Below are 21,234 nucleotides of genomic sequence, written 5' to 3'. Positions count from 1 at the left end.
GCGGTACGCGGGCCGAAGACGCCTCCGAACCGGACGACTGGGGGCGAAGGAGCGAAGTGTCGCGCCCCCCTACTCCGGCGCAGTAACCGTGAAAGAGTTCGAGCGAAAGCAGCTACTCGAACGCGCCAATCGCGAGGCGGCGACGATAGGCGCGGACATCCCCGACGTGATCGACGTGCAGGGCGAAGAGGTCGAACTCCGCGACTTCGTCTTCGAGATAAAGCGCCGCGACACCGTCCCCGCGGGGGAGAAAGAGCGAGTCGAGACGGCGAAGCGCAACCTCCGGCGCGAACGCCTCCAACGCCTCCGGAAGATAGAGGACAACGAGGTGAGCTTCGAGGAGGGCGAGGAACTCGTCGAGAGCATCATCGGCATCGACCGGGCGTTGAACGCCCTCGAACAGCTCCGGCCGAAGGACCTCGAACAGGAAGAACAGCTGCAGGAGGCCGCGGACAAGAAGCGCTGGATGAGTTTCCTGAAGCAGGCGTTGGGCCGCGACGACGCGAGCAGCAAGCGGCGGGGTGGCCGCCTGTGAGCCGAAACGCCGACGTGGCCGCCCTCTTCGAGGAGTTCGCCGACAGACTGGAGGCGAAAGGCGTCAAGTACAAGCCGAACGCCTACCGCCGCGCCGCGGACAACATCCGCGCGCACGACCGCCCCATCGAGGGACTCGCCGCCGAGGGCGAGGAGGCCGTCGAGGAGATTTCGGGCGTCGGCGACGCCATCTCCACGAAAGTCGTCGAGTACTTCGAGACGGGCGAGATCGAGGAGTTGGCGGAGTTGCGCGACGAGATGCCGGTCGACATCCAGGCGCTGACGAGCGTCGAAGGCGTCGGGCCGAAGACGGCCGGAACGCTGTACGAGACGCTCGGAATCACCACGCTGGACGAACTGGAGGCCGCCGCCGAGGCGGGCGAGATACGCGAGGTGAAGGGGTTCGGCCCGAAGACGGAGGAGAACATCCTCTCGAACGTCGCGTTCGCCCGGCAGGCCCAAGAGCGAGAGCGCATCGGCGACGCTCGCCCCCTCGCGGACGACGTCCTCGAACTGCTCCGCGGCGACGGCGCGGTGGCGCAGGCGGAAGTCGCGGGCTCCATCCGCCGGTGGCGCGACACCATCGGCGACGTGGACGTGTTGGTCGCGAGCGAGGACGCGGCGTCCGTCGTGGAGACGTTCACCGGGTGGGCCGGCGTCTCGACGGTCATCGAGTCCGGGCCGGAGAAGGCCAGCGTCCGGGCCAACGGCGTCCGAATCGACCTCCGCGTCGTCGTCCCCGAGGAGTACGGTGCGGCCCTGCAGTACTTCACCGGGAGCAAGAACCACAACCTGAAGGTGCGGAACGTCGCGATCCGGCGCGACCTGAAGATGAACGAGTACGGAGTCTTCGACGTGAGCGACGTCGAGGACCCCGACGCGGGCCAACGGGTCGGCGAACGCGTCGGCGGCGAGACGGAGGAGTCGATGTACGCAGCCCTCGATATGCCCCCGATACCGCCCGAACTCCGCGAGGACACCGGCGAGGTGGAGGCCGCGTTGGAGGGCGACCTGCCCGAACTCGTCGAACGGTCGGACCTGCGCGGCGACCTGCACACGCACACGAACTGGTCCGACGGGCGCAACTCGCCCGCGGAGATGGTCGCCGCGGCGGAGGAACGGGGCTACGACTACTACGCGGTGACCGACCACGCGACCGGACCGGGGATGGTCGGCGGCGTCGGACTGGACGACGACGAACTCAGAGAGCAGATGGACGCCCTGCAGGACGTGGCGGCGGACGCGGACCTCGAACTCCTCCACGGCGTGGAGGCGAACATCGGCGCGGAGGGCGACATCCACACCGACGACGACGTGTTGGCCGAGTTGGACGTGGTCGTCGCCTCCCCGCACGCCGCCCTCGACCAGGACCCCGAGGCGGCGACCGAACGGCTGATCCGGGCGGTCGAACACCCGTCCGTCGATATCGTCGGCCACCCGACGGGCCGCCTCATCAACGACCGGGCGGGCCTCGACATCGACGTTCGGCGGGTCGCGGAGGCCGCCGCCGAACACGACGTGGCGCTCGAAATCAACGGCGACCCCGCGCGATTGGACCTGCACGGCGAACGCGTGAAGACGGCGATAGAGGCGGGCGCGACCGTCGCCGTCGATACCGACGCCCACCGGCCGGAGACGCTCGATTACGCGCGGTACGGCGTCCACACCGCCCGCCGGGGGTGGTGCGAACCCGCGGACGTGCTGAACGCGTGGGACCTCCCAGAGTTACGGTCGTTCCTCCACTGATGGTCGAGGAATCGGACTCGGCCCCCGCCGACGCCGAGGACCGCCTCCTCCTCGATTCGATGCTCGGCAAACTGGCGACGTACCTGCGGATGTGCGGGTACGACGCCGCCTACGTCCTCGACGAGGGCGAGGACCCGGGCGACGAGAGTCTCCTCGAACGCGCTCGGGAGGAGAGCCGAACGCTCGTCACGCGCGACGAACAGCTTGCGCGGCGCGCCCCAGAGAGCGTCTTCCTGCGGACCAAAGACATCGAAGCGCAGTTGCGCGAGTTCCGCGACGCCGGATACGACCTGACGCTGAGCGACGAACCGGTCCGCTGCGGGTCGTGCAACGGAGACGTCGTCCCCGTCGGCGACGAGGAGGCCGTGCCGACGTACGCGCCGGGCGCGGAGGAGGCGAAGCGGTATCGCTGCCGCGACTGCGGGCAGGTGTTCTGGCGGGGGAGTCACTGGACCGACGTGGCGGAGCGACTGGACGAGCTCGGAGAGTAACGGGGGAGGCGGGAAACGGAAGCGGAGAATCCGATTTTCGGGGGCTCAGCGCGGCGTCCACTCGTCGCAGGCGTCCATGTCGTCCATGAGTTCGTCGTATCGTCCGCAGTAGGGTTGGATGCCCTCGTCGGTTCGGACGTACTCGAAGTGGTCGCAGTTGCCGCAGTACGCGTCGGCGGGCGTCGACGGAGACTGCCCGGCGGCGTCCATCGGCGAGGAGAGGGACTGCGTGTCGGTGCCGCCGTCGGACATCGACGCCGTGGACGCGGGAGACGACGGAGAGGGGTCGGCGGCCGGGCCGGAGTCGGCGGCCGAGTTCGCGGCGGTTTGGGTGTCCACCTCGCCGTCGGGTTGCCCGCCGAGGAAGCCGATGCCGCCGAGTCCGCCGCGGGAGCGTTCGACTTCGACGTAGCGGGTTTCGCCCTTCTTCGTCACCTCGACGGTGGCGGTGCCGCCGGGGTCGTTCCGCGTCTTGAAGTTCGCGACGCCGACGAACAGGCACCAGAACGTGGTGATGGTGCCGAGAAAGTAGACGGCGACGGTGGGGAGCGTCAGTTCGGTGAGTCCCTGTCCGCACGTCGCACCGGACCACTGGCAGGGGTACGCGTGCGAGAAGAGGACGACGCCCATCAGCGCGATGGCCGCGCCGACGACGGCGGCGGCCTTCGTCAGCCGATCCGACGGGAGGACGGCGAAGACGCCCAGAAACACCGCCGGGACGCCGACGCCGCCGAGGATGCCGCCGAGCTCCCGAACGTCGCCGAGCGTCGTTCCGGCCCCGATGAGAAGGTCCGTCGATGCGACGACGATTCCGGCGATGACGAGGAGTGCGCCGACGAGGAACAGCCCCAGTCCGAACGTCAGTCGCCGGAGGCTCGGCCCCGAACGTCCCTCCCCGTGGTACACCTCCGAGAGACTGGTCATGGCCCGAGTTTGAACCTCATCCCACAAAACGGTGCGTCAGACGCACGTACGACGCCGCCGGACTGTCGCGGAGCGAAGAGCGTTCGACGCCGGCCGCCGAAGCGGCGCGAGAGCCCCGCGAGAGCGGTGCTGCGGCCACCTGAAGTCGTGTCGAAGGGATTATTGCCGGGGATGGCGAACTCCGGAATATGGCTGACGAGGAAGAAGACGAGGGGCCCGTCGTCGAACTCGGCGAAGAGACGCCCGTGGAAGGGCAGCCAATCGCGCGCGTCGCGTCTCGACTGACGTGGCCCAAGCAGGCCAGTTGGGTCGAACGGCAGGAGGGCGACGCGGTGATTCGGACGCCGTCGGGCCCGCAGACGCTCTCGGACGTGCTCGACCGGGTGGACGAGACGTACTTCGACAAGCGTCAGACGTTCATCGAGGAGGTCCAATCGATCGTCGGAACCGGACCCGTCGAGACGGAGTAGGACACCACCGGTGTTCGGATATCGGACGCTTCGGGACTCGCTCGCCCGCCTCACGTGGGTTCAGCGCTCTCTCCTCCTCGGATCTCTCCTGACGGTTCTGTGGGGCGTCTGGACCGTCCCGCCGTCGAACCTCACGTACCGCGTGGTCCGCGACGTCGTCGTGTTTCTCGTCTTTCCGGGGATACTCGCCATCACGCACGGCCGCGACCTCGGGTGGCGCGTGGACCGGACGGCGCTTCGGAACACCGTCCTTCTGGCCCTGTTCGTCCTCCCCTTCTACCTCGTCGGGTCGTCGCTCCCCTCGATACGGGCGTACTACCCGATGTGGGAGACCAGCGCCGCCCTCGGGGAGTTCCTGCCGCACGCCCTCAAGCAGTTCGTCGTCGTCGTCGCGGCGGAGACGTACTACCGCGGACTGCTCTGCGTCGGCGTCGGCGACGAACTCGGCTTCAAGAGCGTGTTCATAAGCCCCGTCGTCTACGCGTTCCACCACCTCGGGAAACCGCCGATAGAACTCCTCCTCTCGGGGCCGACGGACGTGCTGTTCGGCGCGGTGGACTACAAGAGCGACTCGATCCTCCCCTCCGTCGTCGCCCACGGGTTGGGTCTCGGACTCCTCGATTGGTTGGTCCTGCACGACCCCCTGCTGCCGCCCGAACAGGTCGTGGGGTGGTTCCGGTGGCTACAGATTCCGCTCTAAAACCCACCTTTTTCGAGGGGGTCCTCGCGCGCCGGAGGCGCGCTCGAACCCCTCCAAAAACCTGGCCAAAAAGGGCCGCGACTCGCTCGCTACCGCTCGCTCGCCGCGGTACAGTAGGGTACAGGACAGCACCGTACCGCACCGCTACTGCGACGGGGAGTCGTGCGCGTTAGACGCACTCCCATAGACTTTCGCCGGTACCGCGCGAACCGACGAGTATGGCACTACCGTTCGACCCCGACAGTCTCGACTCGGAGGACATCGGCGAGAAGCGCGCGACACTCCACATGGACCACGAGGAGGCGGTCGAACACGTCCGCGAGGCGTTCACCGACGCCGGGTTCGGCGTGGCGACGGAGTTCTCCCCCTCGGAACTACTGAACGAGAAGGTGGACGCCGACCGCGACCCCTACTACGTCCTCGGGGCGTGCAACCCCCAGATGGCCGACGAGGTCCTCGACGCCACCGACAACCGGATGGGGGCGCTCTTCCCCTGTAACGTGGTCGTCTGGCAGGAGGAACCGGGCGTCCAGACGGTGTACCACGTGAGCATCATACGAATCGGCAGGCTCACCGGGGTGGCCCCCGACGACGAGGCGATGGCGGAGATCATCGAGACGACCGGCGAACTCGCCGACGAAGCGTACGCGAACCTCGACACCGCGGAGTGACGGCGAGGCGGTCCGCCGCGCCGGCGGTCGTCACTGTTCCCCGTCGAACACCGCCTCCAGAATGTGCTCCGCGTCGCCGATGTTGTCCGCTAAGGCGACGCGGTTCCCGCCGTCGGAGAACTCGACGAGGCCCTCCGAGTCGAGTTTCGGGAGGTGAGCGTGGTGAAGCGAGATGAGAACGGAGTCGATGTGTCGGTCCGAGACGTCCTCGTTCGGAAAGTCCGTCTCCTTCATCGCGATGTCCGTCGCCAAGGCGTCTATCGACATCGGCGTCTGGTTCTCCTTGAGCGACAACAGAACCAGTAGACGACGAGCGTTGGCCAGTGCGCCGAGTCTCCGCACATCGTCATCCATGATTCTATAAATAGACGCTGAATATGGCGCTGGATGCACAATCACCTCTCACGAATATTATACCTTGCGTCGAACGCCGCGCGGCGGGAGTACGCGTCCGTCAGTGAGGCAACCGGCGAAGCGAGCGTCCGCCCGAGTTCGCCGACGACTCAGGAGAAGTCGGCCAGGTTCATCTGCAGTCCCGAAGCCATCGTGGACTTCCGCCGCAGGTCCGAAAGCGAGACGGGGAGGTACTCCGCGACCTGACGGACGGCGGCGGCGAACGTCTCCGCCTCGGCGTGTTCGCCGTCGAAGGCGTTGCGAATCGACTCGCGCACCTGCCAGACGCCGACCGGCCCCCAGTAGTCGTCGGAGACGTGGCGGACGACGAGCGCTTTCGCCTGCCGCCCGCGTTCGTTGAGGTGTTCGAGGACGCCGAGTCGGGAGGCGTGGTACGCGCCCGCCGTCTCCTCTACGTACCCGGTGCGCCCCTCGAACCCCTCGCGGTCCGCCGCCAACCACATCCCCGCGTCGGGGTCGGGGTTCCAGACGCTCCCCGGCGCTTTCAGTTCGACGAGTTCGTACTCCCACTCGCCGGGCGCGAGAATCACCCAGAAGGCGTTCCCGAGGAACTCCTCGCGGTGAATCTCCACGGAGTTCACGCTCGGGTTCGTCTGTATCCCCCCGCGGAGGAACTTCCCGACGGTGTCGTCCACGGCGGTGATGGACCACCGGGTGGGGACGAGTTTCCGGTTTCGCCCCTGTCCGAGTGCGCCCGCCGAGAGGATGGTGTTGATGTCGTAGACGTCGAACCCGCGGCGGTAGAGGTAGTTCATCGCGCCCTCGGCGTTCCAGTCGTCGTCTTCGAGCGTCTTCTCCACCGGACGGGGGACGTGGGGGTTCTCCGCCAAGTCGGCGGACCGAGCCCTCGCGCGGGGGCCGGTCGGCGTCGCGATGTCGTTCTCGGTCACGTCGAAGTCGATGTCCGGCGTCCCGTCGAGGCCGATTTCGACGCTCACCGGCCGGTCGGCGATGGCGACTTCGCGTTGGACGCCGAGGAAGCCGTCCCACGCGTCGTGCACCTCGACGGACTTCGTGGTCTGATTCGAGTTCAGGAGGCTCGTCCGTCGCTGAAACACGTCGTCGATGCTGACGCCCTCGTCGTACCACCCGGCGGACGTCTCGAAACGGGCGGCGTCGTCCTCGTGGCCGACGGGCGAGAGGATGCCCGTCGAGACGTTCGGGTAGTTGGAGGTGCCGACGAAGATGGAGGGCGAGACGCCCCCGAACAGCGAATCGCCCTGCACCGTCTCCTCGAACCGGTGTTGGAACCGTTCGAGGTGGTTCAGGATGTCGTAGGACTTCTCTTGGGCGAGGCGGCGGCGCTTCGCGCGGTCGCCCTCCGCTTCGAGGTCCATGTACTCGTCGAGGCGCATCCTAGTCGTCAGAGATACGGCGGCCAGTCGCTTGAACCTGTCGCGCTGACCGCGAGACGGCGCGGCGAGAGGGGGTTCGCCGCGGCGTCGCAGTCGGGGGACGAAAACGAGAACCGAGTCGAAACCGGGTCGGGTCGAACCGACCCGAGTCGAGTCGGACGAGCCCAGTCGGGCGGTGCAGAGAGGAGTCGGGTCGGGTGCGAGGCGGCGTTACCCGTGGATGCCCATCGCTTCTATCTGCTCTTGGTAGCGGTTGCGGATGGTCACTTCCGTCACCTGCGCCACGTCGGCGACTTCGCGTTGGGTCTTCTTCTCGTTACAGAGCAGCGACGCGGCGTAGATGGCGGCGGCGGCGTAGCCCGTCGGGGACTTCCCCGAGAGCAGTCCCTTCTCCGCCGTCGTCTCGATTATCTCGTTGGCCTTCGATTGGACTTCCTTCGAGAGGTCGAGTTCCGAGCAGAACCGGGGGACGTACTTCTTGGGGTCGACGGGCTTCATCTCGAGGCCGAGTTCCTGAGAGATGTATCGGTACGTCCGGCCGATCTCCTTCCGCTCGACACGGGAGACTTCGGAGATCTCCTCGAGCGACCGGGGGATGCCCTCCTTCCGACAGGCGGCGTAGAGCGCGGAGGTGGCGACGCCCTCGATGGAACGGCCGCGGATCAGGTCCTCGCTGAGTGCGCGGCGGTAGATGACGGAGGCGACTTCCCGCACCGACCGCGGAACGCCGAGCGCAGACGCCATGCGGTCGATCTCCGAGAGCGCGAACTGCAGGTTCCGTTCGCCCGCGTCCTTCGTCCGGATGCGCTCCTGCCACTTGCGGAGGCGGTGCATCTGCGACCGCTTCCGCGAGGAGATAGAGCGTCCGTACGCGTCTTTGTCCTTCCAGTCGATGGTCGTCGTCAACCCCTTGTCGTGCATCGTCTGGGTGGTCGGCGCGCCAACCCGAGACTTCTCCTGACGCTCCGAGTGGTTGAACGCGCGCCACTCCGGACCGGGGTCTATCTGCTCTTCCTCGATTATGATGCCCGTCGGTTCGTGGATGAGTTCGCCGTCGCCCGTGCGGACGAGTTCCTCCTCGTCCACCTCCTCTAAGTCTATCTCGTCCTCCTCTTCGTCGTCTACGTTCTCACTTTCGCCCTGCCATCGCGTCCGTTCAACATCTCGCTCCCGCTGGCGGGTGGGCCGTGTCATCGCATTTTTATAGTCCAGAGTGGCTTACACTTAAAATCTGGGGCGCATTTCGGTGAACGTTCGGCACGCGTGGAGTTCAGAACGAACGCGATTTACGGACGCTCCCGAACATGGGAGTATGCCGACTGTCGAGTGCGACCCAGAGGAGGCCCGACGGCGACTCGAAGACGCCGGCGTCGAGGTAACGGACGGCAACACCGAGTACGAGCGGTGGCGGGCGACGCACGGCGACGCCACCGCCGTCGCCTACGACGAGAAAGTCGTCGTGCAGGGGGCGCGGCCGACCGACCTCGTGGCGCTGTTGGAGTCCCGCGGCGGCCGAGCGCACGTCTACTTCGACGGCGCGAGTCGCGGCAACCCCGGCCCGGGGGCCGTCGGGTGGGTCATCGTCTCCGCGGACGGAATCGTCGGCGAGGGCTCCGACACCATCGGGCAGACGACGAACAATCGCGCGGAGTACGAGGCGCTGATTCGTGCGTTGGAGGCCGCAGAGAAGTTCGGCTTCGACGAGGTGGACGTCCGCGGCGACTCGGAGCTCATCGTCAAGCAGGTCCGCGGCGAGTACGACACGAACAACCCCGAACTCCGGGAGCGTCGCGTCCGCGTCAGGGAACTCCTCGAACGGTTCGACCGGTGGTCCTTAGAGCACGTGCCGCGGGAGATAAACGACCGCGCCGACTCCCTAGCCAACGAGGCACTCGACCATGCCTGAAGACGACTCCGCGGCGGAGACGGAAGAGGAGACGGACGAACTGCCCGGTGAGGCTGTGGAGGAGGTGGAGCGTCTGACTCGACTCGCCAGAAGCGCGGTGGACGAGAACGAGGCGGCCGCCTACGAGGACCGGCGCGAGACGATCTTAGCGCAGTTCGGGTTCGACGCGCGGGTCCGCGAGGAGGACGAAACGCTCGTGCTGTACCCCTCGGAGTGGCTCGAAGACGGCGTGGTCCAGTTGGACCGCATCGACGACGTAGACAGGGGGATAGAGCGTCCGCTGGGGACCGACGCGGGGGACGAAGGCGAGTTCGACGCCGTCGAGAGTCACAACTCCTCGGTGGTGGATGCGGTCGAAGAAGCCCACGGCCCGGTGCACGCGGCGAACGCGCGCGCGTTCGCGGACTTCATGAGTAACCACTACGTTCGGCGCGTCGAGTCGGCGTCGCGGAAAGAAATACGGGAGTTCTTAGACGAGTACTACCTGCGGAACGCGTGGCCGTCGGAAGATCAGTCGTCCGTGGTCGCCGAGAGTCTCGAACTGACGTTCGAGGCCGCCGGAGCGGACGTGCCCGAGTTCTGATTCCGTCGGCGTTCGCGTCTACAGGTACGAGTCGATGAGTTCGCGAACCTCGTCGGCGCGCGTCTCGTCCGTGACGAACTTGCCGAGCATCCAGTCGAATCGGTCGAGGACGGCGTCGTGGCCCTTCTCGGTCAGTTCGTACTGGTTGGTCCGCTTGTCGAGTTCGCTCTTCTCGACGAGTTCCATCTCGACTAAGTCGTCGAGGTTGGGGTACAGACGCCCGTGGTTGACTTCCGTGCCGTAGTACTCCTCGAGATTTCGCTTGATAGCGAGCCCGTACATGGGTTCCTCGGCAAGGATGACGAGGATGTTCTGTTGGAACGCGGTGAGGTCCCGCGCAATGCCGGAGATGTCGGTAACTGTTTGTGCCTCTGACATGGTAGGCAAAATGTCATCAAGCTATTTAACACTTCTCAACTGACGGTACATTTCCCGTTTATCCGTCGAAACCGGGCATCTCACTGGGGTACGGTTGTGTATACGTTCCCGCCTCGAAGTCCACTTTCGGTCATTTTTGTCAAGAAATAGTCGTCATTCGATACTCCTTTAGTATTATCTATAGGTGTTCGCCTGTCAAAATTTACTAGCCGGCTGCCGGACGGAACCGCGCGGAATCGCGTCCCGTCGGCGGTTCATGCGGAGAGCGAAATCGAGTCCCGTCGGCCACGTCGATTCGAAAATACTTTGCCGGCGTTGGGAGTGGCAGACGGTATGGTAAACCTCTGGGAAGACATGGAGACCGGCCCGGACGCGCCCGACGTGATTTACGCCGTCGTCGAGTGCCTGAAGGGAGAGCGAAACAAGTACGAGTACGAGAAGGACATCCCCGGCGTCGTCCTCGACCGAGTTCTCCACTCGAACGTCCACTACCCCTCCGACTACGGGTTCATGCCGCAGACGTACTACGACGACGAGGACCCCTTCGACGTTCTCGTCCTCGTCGAGGACCAGACGTTCCCCGGGTGCGTCATCGAGGCCCGCCCCGTCGCCCTCATGGAGATGGACGACGACGGCGAGAAGGACGACAAGGTCATCGCCGTCCCCGTCGAGGACCCCCGCTACGACCACGTGCAGGACGTCGAGGACCTGACCGACCAGCAGAAGGACGAAATCTCCGAGTTCTTCGAGACGTACAAGAACCTCGAAGAGGGCAAGCAGACCGAAGTGCTCGGCTGGGAGGACGCCCAAGCGGCGAAGGACGCCGTGGAACACGCGATGGACCTCTACGAAGAGAACTTCGCGTAACCGCTCGACTACGGACGCACTTTTTCGCCGCCGTCGACGGACGGAGTCCGTCGGGAAACCGAGTGCCCTCGGTGACGACGAACGCCGAGAGCGTCGCGTGTCGCGGCCTCCGGCGCCCGCCCCCTCCGCTAATCGCTTGACCGCGAGAGGGCCGATTCCCGCCGGTAATCTCCGCCGCCGGGGAGCATGTGTTATGCTTATGAGTAATCTTTTCCGCGCGAGGCCGCTAGTTCGAACCGAGATGAGCGTCGATAGCGCGTACCCCGGCATAGACCACGTAACGGTCGTTCCGACGAACTACCACCCGGAGGAGTCCGAGGGCGGCGACGGAGACGCCGAGGGAAGCGACGAGTCGGCGACGGCGGAGCGACGCTGACGGACCGGCGGTGACGCGCGGTTCGCGTTCTCGCTCGACTGCGGGCGTCCTTCGACGGTAGAGTATCGTCTTCGCGCGCGAGGGGAACCCCTTTTATCGCGCCGGGATTAACCCTCGGTAATGGCAACCTGCGACGAGTGCGGGAAGCACGAGAACCTCCCGTACCAGTGCCGACGGTGCGGGAACACGTTCTGTGCGGAGCACCGCCTCCCGGAGAACCACGATTGTCCGGGGTTGTCGGAGTGGAACGACCCATCCGGGGTGTTGGACAGCGGTTTCGACGACTCGGTGGCCGACGAAGGGAGCCGAAGGTCCGGCGTCCTCAGCCGTCTCACCGGGACCGGCGGTCCGCTCGGCTACTTCCGCGGCAACATGGCGTACACCTTCCTCGGCCTCATGTGGGTGACGTTCGCCCTGGAGTTCGTCGTGCTGTTTACGCTCGGCGGGGAGACGTTTCAGTCGCTGTTCATGCTCACTTCCGAGAATCCGCTGTACGTCTGGACGTGGGTCACATCCGTCTTCGCGCACAGCCCCAACTCCTTCTTCCACATCGTCGGCAACAGCATTGTCCTCTACTTCTTCGGCCCGTTGGTCGAACGGTACGTCGGGTCGAAGAAGTTCGCCGCTCTGTTCCTCGTAAGCGGGGTGATAGCCGGACTCGCCCACGTCGGGTCGAGCATGCTCCTGACCCCAGCCGTTCCCACCGCCGTCCTCGGCGCGTCGGGTGCGGTGTTCGCCGTCCTCGGAGTGCTGACGGTGCTGAACCCGAGCCTGAAGATTTACCTCTACTTCCTCATCCCCGTCCCGCTTTGGCTGTTCACCGCCGGGTTCGCCCTCATCTCCACGGTGTTCTTCCTCTCGCCGGGTACCGCCGGGGCGGTCGGACAGGGCAACGTCGCGCACTTCGCACACCTCGTCGGCCTCGTCATCGGTCTGGCGTACGGCCGCCGAGTGAAAGGTAGACGCCGGGTCCCCAACAGCCTCCAGTTCGGAAGCGGCGGCGGCAGGGGCCCCGGGGGGCCGGGCAGGCGCTTTTAAGATGCTCCCGACTCGTCCCGAGTTCGTCCCCGACTCGTCGCAGTCGCGCGAGGAAATGGAGTCGATGCAGCTCGACGTGGCGGACGCCGCGACGTGGGACGACGACTTCGGATTCGAGGTGGAGGCGGTCGGACTCGCCGACTGGGCGCCCGACGACGCTCCCCTCGTCGCGGGCGTGGACCAAGCGTTCCTAGACGACCGGGCGGTCAGCGTCGTCGTCGTCATGCGCGGGGGCCGCGTAATCGAACGCGCGTCCGCCGTCGTGGACCTCGAAATCCCGTACATCCCCGGGCTGCTCTCCTTCCGCGAGGGGAACCCGATTCTCGCCGCCTTCGAGGAGTTGGAGGCGACGCCGGACCTCGTCGTCTTCGACGGGAGCGGCCGCATCCACTTCCGGCAGGCCGGGTTGGCGACGCACCTCGGCGTCGTCCTCGACGTGCCGAGCATCGGCGTGGCGAAGAGCCTCCTCTGCGGGACGCCCCGCGAGGGCGTGGACGGCAGACCCGCCGGGTGGCGGACCGAGATTCTCGCCGGCGGCAGGGTGGAGAACGCCGACTCCGGGGAGGTCATCGGTCACGCCTACCAGTCGCGGCAGTACGACAACGAACCCATCGTCAACCCGTTGTACGTCAGTCCGGGCCACCGCGTCTCGGTGCCGACGGCGACCGACCTGGTGGCGCGCCTCTGCGGGAAGTACAAGCTCCCGGAACCGACGCGGCGCGCGGACTCCTACGCCGACGAGGCGAAGTCGTCCGTCGAGAGCTAGGTCTAGACCGCCTATAATTAACACACCGGGGGCCGATGACGGTGACGTGCATCCCAAGACGGTCCTCATCACCGGTTGTTCGTCCGGCATCGGCCGCGCCGCCGCCCGTCAGTTTCTCGACGAGGACTGGCGGGTTTACGCGACGGCGCGAAATCCCGCCGACATCGAGACGCTGGGGGAGGAAGGCTGCGAGATAGCCACCCTCGACGTGACCGAACAGGACGACGTGGACCGCGTGGTGGAACGAATCGTAGAGGAGGAAGGACACATCTCGGCGCTGGTGAACAACGCCGGGTTCGGCCAGTTCGGCCCCCTCGAAGACGTTCCGACCGAACAGGTCCACCGCCAGTTCGACGTGAACGTCTACGGCCCGCACCGCCTCGTCCGGGCCGTCCTCCCGCACATGCGCGAACAGGGCGACGGCACCATCATCAACGTCTCCAGCGTCGCCGGGCGCGTCTCCTTCCCCGGCGGGGGCGTCTACTCGGGGTCGAAGTTCGCCGTCGAGGCGATGACCGACGCCCTGCGGAACGAGGTGGCCGAGTACGGCATCGACGCCGTCGTCGTCGAACCCGGGCCGGTGAAGACGAACTTCTCGGACCGCGTGCAGGAGGAGGTGGCGGGCGGCGAGGACGACATCCCCGGCATCGAGCGCTCGGGGGCCTACGAGTCGTTCTACGCCCTGTTCGAGGACACCAGAGAGCTCGGCGGCGGTCCGGGGTCGATTCCGGCCGAACGCGTCGCCGACGACATCGTGGACGCCGCCTCCTCGACGCAACCAAAGGCGCGCTACCAACCTGGGACGGTGGCGCGCGTCTCGACGCTGGCGCGCTTCCTCCCGGACGCGTGGTTCGACACCACGTACCGACTCCTCCAGAAACTGGTGTGACCGCCGGCCGACCGCCCCGGGTTTCTCGTTCCCGTCTCCGTCTCGCGTCCCCGCGTCCGCCGTCGGGCCTACGCCAGGCAGGCGGCGACGACGCGGAGGGCGTCCTCTCCCTGTACCTCCTCGGCGAGGAGGGGGACGCGCTTCACGTCGCGCCCGCGGAACAGGTCCGTCGCCGTCTGTAAGGCGTTCTGCTGGACCTGCCAGCGACGCTGGCAGAACTCGCAGTGCTCTAAGTCCGGCGTGACGACCCACTTCGGGTCCACCGACGCGTCCGTCACGTCCGCGAGGTTCTCCATGACGCGGTTGACGACGAGCGTCTGCACCGGAATCTCGTAGCCGTCGAGTCGTTCGACGAGTCGCTTCGACTCCACGACGCTCATCTCCTCGGGAATCATCACCACCCGGAAGTCCGTCTTCGAGGGGTCCCGGAGGACGCGGCGGAGTCGTTCGATTCGCTCGCGAAGTTCGTCCAAATCGCCCATCCCCGAGTCGTTCGTCCCCCCGCCGAACAGACCCTTTATCTGGTCCATCATGCCGGAGAACTGCTGTTTCATCCGGGCGATGCGCCCGAGCATCGAGTCCATCACCTCGGGGAGTTCGAGCAGTCTGAGCGTGTGCCCCGTCGGGGCTGTGTCCACGACGACGCGGTCGAACCGCGGGTCGTCGAGGTACGCCAGCAGTTGCTGCATCGCCGCCGCCTCGTCCGCGCCGGGCATCGAACCGGGCGACATCCCCATCGGCCCCTCCGGACCGAGGAGTTGCTCCATCCCGCCCATGTCCATCCCGAAGGGGTTCTGCCCCGAGTCGTCGCCGAAGGGGTTCCCCCCGCCTCCGCCGGACTCCTCGAAGGGGTTCTCCTCCTCGGGGGACTCGAAGGGGTTCTCGTCCGAGTCGGGGTCGAACCCGCCGCCCGCGCCCGCGTCCGCGCCGCCCCCGGTGAACGGCCCCTTCATCGCCGCGTCGGGGTCGATTTCGGCGGCGTACAGGGGGATGTCCTCGCGTACGCGCGCGGGTTCGGCGGGCACGTCCGTCCCGAGGGTGTCCGAGAGCGAGTGCGCGGGGTCCGTCGAGACGACGAGCGTCGAGGTGCCGTCGGCGGCGGAGGCGAGGGCCGTCGCCGCGGCCATCGTCGTCTTCCCGACGCCGCCCTTCCCGCCGTAGAGGACGTAGTCGGGGGCGTCCACGCCCGACGGGAGATTCGTCTCGTCGGTTCGCGTCTCGGTGTCGACGGGGACGCCGGCGCCCCCGCCGTCGTCCGGCGCGTCGTCGCTCGACTCGTCCGCCTCAGCGTCGTCTTCGACGCGTTCGACGGGTTCGACGTCGATGTCGGCCATGGAGGGAGGGACGCGGCGCGGACTTGTGTACCCGTCGGTCTCGGGTTACTCGCCCGACGCCGAGAAGTAGTCCGCCAGACGGGCGGCGGCGTCGTCGGCCCGCGGCGTGCAGAGGGCGAACCGAATCCAGTCGTCGTACGCCTCGCCGAACGCCTCGCCGGGCATCCCCGCGACGCCCGCCTCGTCTATCAGTTTCTTCACGTTCTCCAGCGTTCCGGGGAAGTCCTCGAACCGCGCGAGCACGTAGAACCCGCCGTCGGGGTCGGTGTAGGACGCGCCCGCGGCGTCGAGGGCGTCGGTGAAGGCGTCGATTCGGTCGCGGAGTCTGTCGCGCGACGCCTCGTAGTACTCCGGCGGCGTCTCCTCCAACGCCCGGAGGACCGCCGCCTGCGCCGGTCTGCTGGTGGCGACGTTCACGAGCATGTGGCGCGTCTTCGCCGCCTCCACCAGCGATTCGGGGAACACGGCGTACCCGACGCGGAAGCCCGTTATCGCCATCGTCTTCGAGTATGCCGACGTGACGACGACGCGGTCGGAGTCGAAGGTGAGTGCGCTCTCGAACCGCCGGGAGAAGTCGAAGTGGTCGTACACCTCGTCCACGAGGAGGAGGGCGTCGTTCTCCTCGGCGAGGGCGACGAGTTCGGCCACCGACTCGCGGTCGTACACCGCGCCGGTCGGGTTGTTCGGCGTGTTGACGACGACGCAGGCGGTGTCCTCGGAGATGGCGGCCCGCATCGCGTCGAGGTCCAACGACCCGTCGGTGGCGACGGGCACCTTCGTCGCCTCCGCGCCGAGCATCTGCGCCTTCCCCGGGTAGTACGGGTACACCGGGTCGGTCAGCACCATCTCCTCGCCCGCGTCCCGTTCCATCGCGCGCGCCATCGCGAGGTAGTTCGCCTCGCCCGCGCCGTTCGTCACGACGACGCGGTCGGAATTGACGTTCCGGCGGGCGGCTATCTCCTCGCGGAGTCGCCGGAGACCCTCGCTCGGCGGGTACTGGAAGTCGGCGGGTTCGCCGTCGGCGTACTCGCGCAGACCCTCGCGGACGGCGGCGGGCGGATCCCAGTCCGGACTTCCCGACACCATGTCCACCACGTCCCTGTCGGCGCGGTGGGCGTACTGCATCACGAGATAGAACAGGGGCGAGTCGTAGGCGTCGCCTGCGCCCTCCTCGGAGTTCATGTCGTGCGACGGGTGGCCGCCGAGGGTGGTGGTTCTTTCGCTCCGCAACGGGGAACTTTTGCCCGCCGCCCCCGTCGTCTCTCGCATGCGCGAGTTCGCCTCCGACCCGCCGGTCGAGGAACGCGTCGGCGACGCCCTCCGCGAGGCGGGGGAGACCCTCGCCGTCGCCGAGTCCTGTACCGGGGGCCTCGTCGGATCGCTTCTGACGGACGTTCCGGGCTCTTCGGACTACTTCGACCGGTCGGCCGTCACCTACTCCTACGACGCGAAGTTGACCGAACTGGCCGTCTCGCGGGAGTCGTTGGACGAACACGGGGCCGTCTCGGAACCGGTCGCCCGGCAGATGGCCGCGGGCGTCCGCGACACCGCCGGCACCGACTGGGGCGTCGCCACCACCGGCATCGCGGGACCGACCGGCGGCACGGCGGAGAAACCGGTGGGGACGGTGTACGTCGGCCTCGCGTACGCCGGCGAGTGGGGAAGCGGCGACTCCGAGACGACGGTCGAACGGCGCGTCTTCGACGGCGACAGGCGACAGGTGAAAGAGCGAATCGCCCGGACGGCGCTGGAGGCGGTCCTCGAAGCGGTCGAAGGCTGAATCCTCGCCCCGGCCCCGTCCCGGACTCCGCCCTCGTTCGCGCCCGGCGGATGACAGACACCCCCGATACGTGACAAAACGTTTGTATCACAGCATTACGGACTAGTCACCGATGAACAAAGACGGTCACGTGCTGAACGCGGCGTTGTTGGCGGTCGGTCTCGGCGTCGTCCTCAGCGTCGATCCGACGGCGGGTCCCGTCGTGGACGACTCCCCGACGGAGACGCTACTCGCGGCGGGTCGGACGGCGGTCGAACTCTCCTTACCCGTGGTTCTCGGCGCTCTGTTCCCCGACGTGGACACGGCGTTCGGGAAACACCGCAAGACGCTGCACAACCTCCCCGTGCTGGCGCTTTTCGTCGCCTTCCCCCTCGTCTTCGGCAACTTACAGTACGTCTGGGTGGGCGTGGCGACGCACTACCTGTTGGACGTGGTCGGGTCGAAGCGCGGCATCGCGCTGTTCTACCCGTTCTCGCCGACGGAGTACGACCTGCCGACGGGCGTCGCCACCTCCAGCAAGTGGGCGACGACCGTCACCGTCGTCGTGACCGCCGTCGAACTCGTCGCGTTGGCCGTCGTCCACTACTTCGTCTTCGCTCTGGACACCACGTTCGTCGAGATGATGGCGATGGTCGGCGTCTGACTCAGTACTCGCGCACGTCGTCGAACCGGCCGTCGTAGGCGATGTGACCGGGGTGGGTCGGTTCCATCCCGGACAGAAAGAGGCGGTCTATCTTCCCCCACGAGTTCTCGAAGCCGAGGTGGGCGAACTCCGCGAGTGCCCGGCCCCGGTGGACGAGGCCGGACCGGTGCACGACGCGGCGGGGCGCGCCGGAACGGAGGGCCGCCACGAGGTCGGACTCCGACCCGACGGGGCGGTCGAACTCCGTCCACGTCTCGCCGACGGTGCCCGGCATGTGCGCGTACGACGACCCGAACCCCGGGAGGTCGAGTTCGCGCGCGATTTCGCGCGCCGCGCGGTTGTGGTACGGGAGCGACTTCGTGTTGTACGTCTCCACCGCGTGAATCTCGTCGCGGTGGGCGTCGATTTCGTCGCGGTCCAGACTCACGGTCAGGAGCGTCGGGTGCGGGACGAGGACGGCCGCCTCCTGTTCCGCGAAGGCGGCGAACGCGCCCTCCATCGAGATGAAGTCGGGGACGGGGTCCGAGAGACCGATAGCGAGGAGGTGGCGGCGGCGACGCCACGACCCGGAGAACACCTCGCGGGCGGGGACGACGAGGAGTTCGTCGTCGGAGAACTCCGCCGCGCGTTCGCGGACGTCCGGCAGGCGCACGAAGTGCGGCGCGTACACCAACACGTCGATGCCGCGGGCCTTCGCGCGGGCGACGACGCGTTCGTCGAGAATCTTCACGTGCATATCGACGCGGGTCGTTTCCGAGGCGGACGCGGACGTGGACGCGGTCACGTCTCTCGATGTGCGGACGCCGGAGTTAGATATTACTATTCGCCGACCTATCGAGGGAGCCTGCGGAACGATTTAGTCCCCGGTATCCGTCTCGCGGGTATGGGCCTGTGGAAATGCGGTATCGAGGGGTGCGACGGGCGGTTCGAGGACGTGGAGTCCGCCGTCATCCACCAGACGACCGAACACGAACGGCACGAGTGCAAGGTCTGCGGCACCATCGTCCCCGAGGGGTACTTCGCCATCCGACACACGTTCGAGGAACACTCGCGCGCGGAGTTCGTCCGGGCGTACGACGCCGACTCTTCGGCGGTACGAGAGCGCGAGGACGTCAAAGCCGCGGTCGAGGAGGAGGCGGACCTCGAACGCGTCGTCTCGGACCTCAAAGAACGCGGTGCGCTGTAACGGGCGACGGACCGCGGCGCGAACCGGGGAGAGGGAGAGCGCGGAGAACAGTCGAACGCGGCGCTATCCGGGCAGAGAGGGTCGCCGAGAGACGGAGACGGAGACGGAGCGGTGCGAACCGCGCGCGTTCCGTTCGTCGCTGTTCCCGTGAACGAAGTGAACGAGAGTCAGACGAACGCGTTAGCGTTCGTCACTGTCGAGGACGCGAATCTGGTCGCCGCGGACCGTCACCGGAATCGGGACCGTCGCCTCGTACAGTTCGACCGTCACTTGGTCCTTCGTCTCGTCGATTCGCTGCACGCGGGCCTTCTCGCCCTTGAACGGGCCGGCGATGAGTTCGACGATGTCGCCCTCCGCGATGCCCTCCACGTCCGGCGTCGGCGAGAGGAAGTGTTCGACTTCGGCCATGCTGGATTTGCCGACGTTACCGCCGCTCGAGACGAGTCCGCGTGCGTGCGGAATCTCCTCTAAGACGCGCTTTATCACCGCGTCTCCGTCCGCCTCGACCATCACGTAGCTCGTGAGCGAGTCGGGCGCGAGGACGGCGTGTATCTCCGACTCCTCGCGGTTGGCGATCATGTCCGCGACGGTCCGTTCCTGTCTCGCGGTCGTCTTTACGGCGAAGATTGGCGGCACCTCAGACACCTCCGGGGAGGAAACTCATGACCGCGAAGATGACGAATCCCATGAATCCCACGAGGAAGATGCCGGCACCGGCGATGAGACCGATTTGGGAGAACTCCTCCCAAGAGGGGGTGCTCGCCAGTTTCAACACCCGCACGTAACTGTTCAGGTCGTACTTGACGTCCATGTTATCGGGGTTTGTGCGGCGGGCTTTTTCTATCTATTGATGCGAACGGGAGCCTCGGCCGGAGAATCGTCCGATGGCCGACGCTCGACCGCCCGCGAGAACGAGAGAACGGGGTCCGACGCCCCGAACCGACCCGAGAACGGCGCGCGCGCGAGGTTCGCGCGGCGACTCCGAACGGCGGCGGTTAATCGACGTAGTCGATGTCCTGACCCGCGTTCGCCGGTTGCGGTTGGGGTTCCTCCTCTTCGTCGCTGCGACCGTAGATCTGCGGCGACTCGACGCCCGTGACGACGATCATCGTCCGCATCTGGCCCTCCAGTTCCTCGTCCACGGAGGTGCCCCAGATGATGCGCGCGTCGGGGTCGATGCGGTCGTAGATCTCCTCGACGACGCCCTCGGCCTCCTCGATGCTCATGTCCGACCCGCCAGTGACGTTGACGAGCGCGGAGTTCGCGCCGGAGATGTCCACGTCGAGAAGCGGCGAGCGAAGCGCGCTCTTGACCGAATCCTGCGCCTTCTTCTCGGTGTCGGACTCGCCGAGTCCGATCATGGCGACGCCGCCGCGTTCCATGACCGTCTTCACGTCGGCGAAGTCGAGGTTGACGAGGCCGGGTTTGGTGATGAGTTCGGTGATTCCCTTCACCGAGCGCATGAGAACTTCGTCGGAGACTTTGAACGCCTGCCGGACGGGCAGTTTGCCGACTGCGTCGAGCAGACGGTCGTTCGGGACGACGATGACCGTGTCCGCCACGTCGCGGAGGCGTTCGAGTCCGGCCTCGGCGTTCGTGCGCCGGACTTCGCCCTCCGCGGTGAACGGCGTCGTCACGATGGCGATGGTGAGCGCACCCGACTCGCGGGCCGCCTTCGCCACGACGGGCGCGGACCCCGTGCCGGTGCCGCCGCCGAGTCCGGCGGTGACGAACACCATGTCGGACCCGTCGATGGCCTCGTAGATCTCCTCTTGGGATTCGATTGCCGCTTCCTCACCCACCTGCGGAAGCGACCCCGCGCCGCGCCCCTGCGTCTTCTGTTCCCCCATCAGAATCTTCGTGTCCGCGTCGATTTCGACGAGATGCTGCACGTCGGTGTTCGCCGCGACCAGCTTCGCCCCCTTGATTCCCTCCTCGAACATCCGGTTGACCGTGTTCCCGCCCGCGCCGCCGCACCCGACCACGGTGATGTTCGTCTGTAAGTCCTGGAGGACGTCCTTCAGTTCGTCGTCGGTCATCGTTCCCGTCCGGCGAATCTCTTCACCCTCGGAAGCGCCGACGTCAGGAGTCCCATCCCCCGTCTCTTCGGCCTCGTCAATTGCTTCGTCGACGATAGAGTCCATACTATATGGCCGTTCTTACCGAATGGAGCATTATTATCT

At 66.8% G+C, this 21,234-nt stretch carries 27 protein-coding genes; 16 read left to right on the top strand and 11 right to left on the bottom strand.

Features of this window, described 5'->3' with window-relative positions; all coding sequences use genetic code 11:
• Positions 1-88: 88 nt before the first annotated feature.
• From ACZ522_RS14880 to ACZ522_RS14870, 3 genes are read left to right on the top strand one after another with little or no spacing between them, the layout of a single operon-like run.
• Positions 89-535, top strand: coding sequence for a DUF5788 family protein (locus tag ACZ522_RS14880; protein ID WP_379697972.1), 447 nt, complete (start codon positions 89-91; stop codon positions 533-535).
• The gene (gene polX / locus ACZ522_RS14875) at positions 532-2,280 is read left to right on the top strand and encodes a DNA polymerase/3'-5' exonuclease PolX (protein ID WP_379697975.1); all 1,749 of its coding nucleotides are present in this window, start codon (positions 532-534) and stop codon (positions 2,278-2,280) included. The genes ACZ522_RS14880 and polX overlap by 4 nt, the downstream gene beginning before the upstream one ends.
• Positions 2,280-2,771, top strand: a complete 492-nt coding sequence (locus ACZ522_RS14870) for a Mut7-C RNAse domain-containing protein (RefSeq protein WP_379697978.1) — start codon at positions 2,280-2,282, stop codon at positions 2,769-2,771. The genes polX and ACZ522_RS14870 overlap by 1 nt, the downstream gene beginning before the upstream one ends.
• Before the next feature lie 45 nt (positions 2,772-2,816).
• On the opposite strand, the gene ACZ522_RS14865 is transcribed toward ACZ522_RS14870, so the two are convergent.
• Positions 2,817-3,695 carry a cell division protein CdpA domain-containing protein gene (locus tag ACZ522_RS14865; RefSeq protein WP_379697980.1) on the bottom strand — a complete coding sequence of 293 codons (879 nt, stop codon included), beginning with the start codon at positions 3,693-3,695 and terminating at the stop codon, positions 2,817-2,819.
• 188 nt (positions 3,696-3,883) lie between these two features.
• Here ACZ522_RS14865 and ACZ522_RS14860 point away from each other — a divergent pair, with 188 nt between their 5' ends.
• The 3 genes from ACZ522_RS14860 (at position 3,884) to ACZ522_RS14850 (ending at position 5,536) form a co-directional block, all read left to right on the top strand.
• A complete protein-coding gene (locus tag ACZ522_RS14860) occupies positions 3,884-4,165 on the top strand; it encodes a DUF5789 family protein (protein WP_379697982.1) in 282 nt (93 codons plus the stop codon).
• Positions 4,166-4,175: 10 nt separating this feature from the next.
• Entirely contained in the window at positions 4,176-4,865 is a 690-nt protein-coding gene (locus ACZ522_RS14855) for a CPBP family intramembrane glutamic endopeptidase (protein WP_379697985.1), read from the top strand.
• 218 nt (positions 4,866-5,083) lie between these two features.
• A complete protein-coding gene (locus tag ACZ522_RS14850) occupies positions 5,084-5,536 on the top strand; it encodes a DUF302 domain-containing protein (protein ID WP_379697988.1) in 453 nt (150 codons plus the stop codon).
• A gap of 30 nt (positions 5,537-5,566) precedes the next feature.
• Here ACZ522_RS14850 and ACZ522_RS14845 read toward each other — a convergent pair whose 3' ends face one another.
• From ACZ522_RS14845 to ACZ522_RS14835, 3 genes are all read right to left on the bottom strand, one after another.
• Positions 5,567-5,890, bottom strand: coding sequence for a DUF7344 domain-containing protein (locus ACZ522_RS14845; RefSeq protein WP_379697991.1), 324 nt, complete (start codon positions 5,888-5,890; stop codon positions 5,567-5,569).
• Positions 5,891-6,039: 149 nt separating this feature from the next.
• Positions 6,040-7,305 carry a DNA repair protein NreA gene (gene nreA / locus ACZ522_RS14840; RefSeq protein WP_379697994.1) on the bottom strand — a complete coding sequence of 422 codons (1,266 nt, stop codon included), beginning with the start codon at positions 7,303-7,305 and terminating at the stop codon, positions 6,040-6,042.
• 210 nt (positions 7,306-7,515) lie between these two features.
• Positions 7,516-8,499: a transcription initiation factor IIB gene (locus ACZ522_RS14835; protein WP_092537505.1), complete on the bottom strand. Its 984-nt coding sequence runs from the start codon at positions 8,497-8,499 to the stop codon at positions 7,516-7,518.
• A 118-nt stretch (positions 8,500-8,617) separates the two neighbouring features.
• Here ACZ522_RS14835 and rnhA point away from each other — a divergent pair, with 118 nt between their 5' ends.
• Both rnhA and ACZ522_RS14825 read left to right on the top strand, forming a co-directional pair.
• Positions 8,618-9,211 (top strand): ribonuclease HI, encoded by a 594-nt coding sequence (rnhA, locus tag ACZ522_RS14830; RefSeq protein ID WP_379697998.1) that lies wholly within the window; start codon positions 8,618-8,620, stop codon positions 9,209-9,211.
• Positions 9,204-9,794 (top strand): DUF7108 family protein, encoded by a 591-nt coding sequence (locus tag ACZ522_RS14825; RefSeq protein ID WP_379698001.1) that lies wholly within the window; start codon positions 9,204-9,206, stop codon positions 9,792-9,794. The genes rnhA and ACZ522_RS14825 overlap by 8 nt, the downstream gene beginning before the upstream one ends.
• 18 nt (positions 9,795-9,812) lie before the next feature.
• Here ACZ522_RS14825 and ACZ522_RS14820 read toward each other — a convergent pair whose 3' ends face one another.
• Positions 9,813-10,172, bottom strand: coding sequence for a PadR family transcriptional regulator (locus ACZ522_RS14820; protein WP_379698003.1), 360 nt, complete (start codon positions 10,170-10,172; stop codon positions 9,813-9,815).
• Positions 10,173-10,505: 333 nt separating this feature from the next.
• On the opposite strand from ACZ522_RS14820, the gene ACZ522_RS14815 reads away from it, so the two are divergent.
• The 5 genes from ACZ522_RS14815 to ACZ522_RS14795 all read left to right on the top strand — a co-directional run bounded on the left by ACZ522_RS14815 (position 10,506) and on the right by ACZ522_RS14795 (position 14,108).
• Positions 10,506-11,039: an inorganic diphosphatase gene (locus ACZ522_RS14815; protein ID WP_379698006.1), complete on the top strand. Its 534-nt coding sequence runs from the start codon at positions 10,506-10,508 to the stop codon at positions 11,037-11,039.
• Positions 11,040-11,280: 241 nt separating this feature from the next.
• Complete coding sequence (locus ACZ522_RS14810; RefSeq protein ID WP_379698009.1) at positions 11,281-11,415, top strand: hypothetical protein; 135 nt, start codon at positions 11,281-11,283, stop codon at positions 11,413-11,415.
• Positions 11,416-11,535: 120 nt separating this feature from the next.
• Entirely contained in the window at positions 11,536-12,453 is a 918-nt protein-coding gene (locus tag ACZ522_RS14805; protein ID WP_379698012.1) for a rhomboid family intramembrane serine protease, read from the top strand.
• Position 12,454: 1 nt separating this feature from the next.
• Positions 12,455-13,219, top strand: coding sequence for an endonuclease V (locus ACZ522_RS14800; RefSeq protein WP_379698016.1), 765 nt, complete (start codon positions 12,455-12,457; stop codon positions 13,217-13,219).
• Between the two features lie 46 nt (positions 13,220-13,265).
• The gene (locus ACZ522_RS14795) at positions 13,266-14,108 is read left to right on the top strand and encodes an SDR family oxidoreductase (RefSeq protein WP_379698019.1); all 843 of its coding nucleotides are present in this window, start codon (positions 13,266-13,268) and stop codon (positions 14,106-14,108) included.
• A 68-nt stretch (positions 14,109-14,176) separates the two neighbouring features.
• Here the strand turns inward: ACZ522_RS14795 and ACZ522_RS14790 are convergent, their stop codons facing one another.
• Positions 14,177-15,442, bottom strand: coding sequence for an ArsA family ATPase (locus ACZ522_RS14790; protein ID WP_379698022.1), 1,266 nt, complete (start codon positions 15,440-15,442; stop codon positions 14,177-14,179).
• A 45-nt stretch (positions 15,443-15,487) separates the two neighbouring features.
• The gene (locus ACZ522_RS14785) at positions 15,488-16,624 is read right to left on the bottom strand and encodes a pyridoxal phosphate-dependent aminotransferase (RefSeq protein ID WP_379699903.1); all 1,137 of its coding nucleotides are present in this window, start codon (positions 16,622-16,624) and stop codon (positions 15,488-15,490) included.
• Positions 16,625-16,709: 85 nt separating this feature from the next.
• On the opposite strand from ACZ522_RS14785, the gene ACZ522_RS14780 reads away from it, so the two are divergent.
• Both ACZ522_RS14780 and ACZ522_RS14775 read left to right on the top strand, forming a co-directional pair.
• Positions 16,710-17,222 carry a CinA family protein gene (locus ACZ522_RS14780; RefSeq protein WP_379698025.1) on the top strand — a complete coding sequence of 171 codons (513 nt, stop codon included), beginning with the start codon at positions 16,710-16,712 and terminating at the stop codon, positions 17,220-17,222.
• 112 nt (positions 17,223-17,334) lie between these two features.
• Positions 17,335-17,865: a metal-dependent hydrolase gene (locus ACZ522_RS14775; RefSeq protein WP_379698028.1), complete on the top strand. Its 531-nt coding sequence runs from the start codon at positions 17,335-17,337 to the stop codon at positions 17,863-17,865.
• A gap of 1 nt (position 17,866) precedes the next feature.
• Here ACZ522_RS14775 and ACZ522_RS14770 read toward each other — a convergent pair whose 3' ends face one another.
• Positions 17,867-18,601 (bottom strand): PHP-associated domain-containing protein, encoded by a 735-nt coding sequence (locus tag ACZ522_RS14770; protein WP_379699906.1) that lies wholly within the window; start codon positions 18,599-18,601, stop codon positions 17,867-17,869.
• A 147-nt stretch (positions 18,602-18,748) separates the two neighbouring features.
• Between ACZ522_RS14770 and ACZ522_RS14765 the strand changes: the two genes are divergently transcribed.
• Positions 18,749-19,051 carry a DUF7565 family protein gene (locus ACZ522_RS14765; RefSeq protein WP_092537529.1) on the top strand — a complete coding sequence of 101 codons (303 nt, stop codon included), beginning with the start codon at positions 18,749-18,751 and terminating at the stop codon, positions 19,049-19,051.
• A gap of 180 nt (positions 19,052-19,231) precedes the next feature.
• Here the strand turns inward: ACZ522_RS14765 and ACZ522_RS14760 are convergent, their stop codons facing one another.
• The 3 genes from ACZ522_RS14760 to ftsZ all read right to left on the bottom strand — a co-directional run bounded on the left by ACZ522_RS14760 (position 19,232) and on the right by ftsZ (position 21,195).
• Complete coding sequence (locus tag ACZ522_RS14760) at positions 19,232-19,630, bottom strand: transcription elongation factor Spt5 (RefSeq protein WP_245698937.1); 399 nt, start codon at positions 19,628-19,630, stop codon at positions 19,232-19,234.
• A 58-nt stretch (positions 19,631-19,688) separates the two neighbouring features.
• Positions 19,689-19,862 (bottom strand): protein translocase SEC61 complex subunit gamma, encoded by a 174-nt coding sequence (locus tag ACZ522_RS14755; RefSeq protein WP_092537533.1) that lies wholly within the window; start codon positions 19,860-19,862, stop codon positions 19,689-19,691.
• Positions 19,863-20,046: 184 nt separating this feature from the next.
• A complete protein-coding gene (gene ftsZ, locus ACZ522_RS14750) occupies positions 20,047-21,195 on the bottom strand; it encodes a cell division protein FtsZ (RefSeq protein WP_379698032.1) in 1,149 nt (382 codons plus the stop codon).
• Between the last annotated feature and the right edge of the window lie 39 nt (positions 21,196-21,234).

The organism is Halopelagius fulvigenes (assembly GCF_055398025.1).
Note: the sequence above shows the minus strand (reverse complement) of the source record. Positions and strands in the feature narration are given on the sequence as shown.

What these genes read in the sequence shown, in the direction of transcription:
- ACZ522_RS14870 (WP_379697978.1), top strand. Translation starts at nt 2,280, where the DNA reads ATGGTCGAGGAATCGGACTCGGCCCCCGCCGACGCCGAGGACCGCCTC.
- ACZ522_RS14865 (WP_379697980.1), bottom strand. Translation starts at nt 3,695, where the DNA reads ATGACCAGTCTCTCGGAGGTGTACCACGGGGAGGGACGTTCGGGGCCG.
- ACZ522_RS14860 (WP_379697982.1), top strand. Translation starts at nt 3,884, where the DNA reads ATGGCTGACGAGGAAGAAGACGAGGGGCCCGTCGTCGAACTCGGCGAA.
- ACZ522_RS14850 (WP_379697988.1), top strand. Translation starts at nt 5,084, where the DNA reads ATGGCACTACCGTTCGACCCCGACAGTCTCGACTCGGAGGACATCGGC.
- ACZ522_RS14845 (WP_379697991.1), bottom strand. Translation starts at nt 5,890, where the DNA reads ATGGATGACGATGTGCGGAGACTCGGCGCACTGGCCAACGCTCGTCGT.
- nreA (WP_379697994.1), bottom strand. Translation starts at nt 7,305, where the DNA reads ATGCGCCTCGACGAGTACATGGACCTCGAAGCGGAGGGCGACCGCGCG.
- ACZ522_RS14835 (WP_092537505.1), bottom strand. Translation starts at nt 8,499, where the DNA reads ATGACACGGCCCACCCGCCAGCGGGAGCGAGATGTTGAACGGACGCGA.
- rnhA (WP_379697998.1), top strand. Translation starts at nt 8,618, where the DNA reads ATGCCGACTGTCGAGTGCGACCCAGAGGAGGCCCGACGGCGACTCGAA.
- ACZ522_RS14825 (WP_379698001.1), top strand. Translation starts at nt 9,204, where the DNA reads ATGCCTGAAGACGACTCCGCGGCGGAGACGGAAGAGGAGACGGACGAA.
- ACZ522_RS14820 (WP_379698003.1), bottom strand. Translation starts at nt 10,172, where the DNA reads ATGTCAGAGGCACAAACAGTTACCGACATCTCCGGCATTGCGCGGGAC.
- ACZ522_RS14815 (WP_379698006.1), top strand. Translation starts at nt 10,506, where the DNA reads ATGGTAAACCTCTGGGAAGACATGGAGACCGGCCCGGACGCGCCCGAC.
- ACZ522_RS14810 (WP_379698009.1), top strand. Translation starts at nt 11,281, where the DNA reads ATGAGCGTCGATAGCGCGTACCCCGGCATAGACCACGTAACGGTCGTT.
- ACZ522_RS14805 (WP_379698012.1), top strand. Translation starts at nt 11,536, where the DNA reads ATGGCAACCTGCGACGAGTGCGGGAAGCACGAGAACCTCCCGTACCAG.
- ACZ522_RS14800 (WP_379698016.1), top strand. Translation starts at nt 12,455, where the DNA reads ATGCTCCCGACTCGTCCCGAGTTCGTCCCCGACTCGTCGCAGTCGCGC.
- ACZ522_RS14790 (WP_379698022.1), bottom strand. Translation starts at nt 15,442, where the DNA reads ATGGCCGACATCGACGTCGAACCCGTCGAACGCGTCGAAGACGACGCT.
- ACZ522_RS14785 (WP_379699903.1), bottom strand. Translation starts at nt 16,624, where the DNA reads ATGAACTCCGAGGAGGGCGCAGGCGACGCCTACGACTCGCCCCTGTTC.
- ACZ522_RS14780 (WP_379698025.1), top strand. Translation starts at nt 16,710, where the DNA reads ATGCGCGAGTTCGCCTCCGACCCGCCGGTCGAGGAACGCGTCGGCGAC.
- ACZ522_RS14775 (WP_379698028.1), top strand. Translation starts at nt 17,335, where the DNA reads ATGAACAAAGACGGTCACGTGCTGAACGCGGCGTTGTTGGCGGTCGGT.
- ACZ522_RS14770 (WP_379699906.1), bottom strand. Translation starts at nt 18,601, where the DNA reads ATGCACGTGAAGATTCTCGACGAACGCGTCGTCGCCCGCGCGAAGGCC.
- ACZ522_RS14765 (WP_092537529.1), top strand. Translation starts at nt 18,749, where the DNA reads ATGGGCCTGTGGAAATGCGGTATCGAGGGGTGCGACGGGCGGTTCGAG.
- ACZ522_RS14760 (WP_245698937.1), bottom strand. Translation starts at nt 19,630, where the DNA reads ATGATCGCCAACCGCGAGGAGTCGGAGATACACGCCGTCCTCGCGCCC.
- ACZ522_RS14755 (WP_092537533.1), bottom strand. Translation starts at nt 19,862, where the DNA reads ATGGACGTCAAGTACGACCTGAACAGTTACGTGCGGGTGTTGAAACTG.
- ftsZ (WP_379698032.1), bottom strand. Translation starts at nt 21,195, where the DNA reads ATGGACTCTATCGTCGACGAAGCAATTGACGAGGCCGAAGAGACGGGG.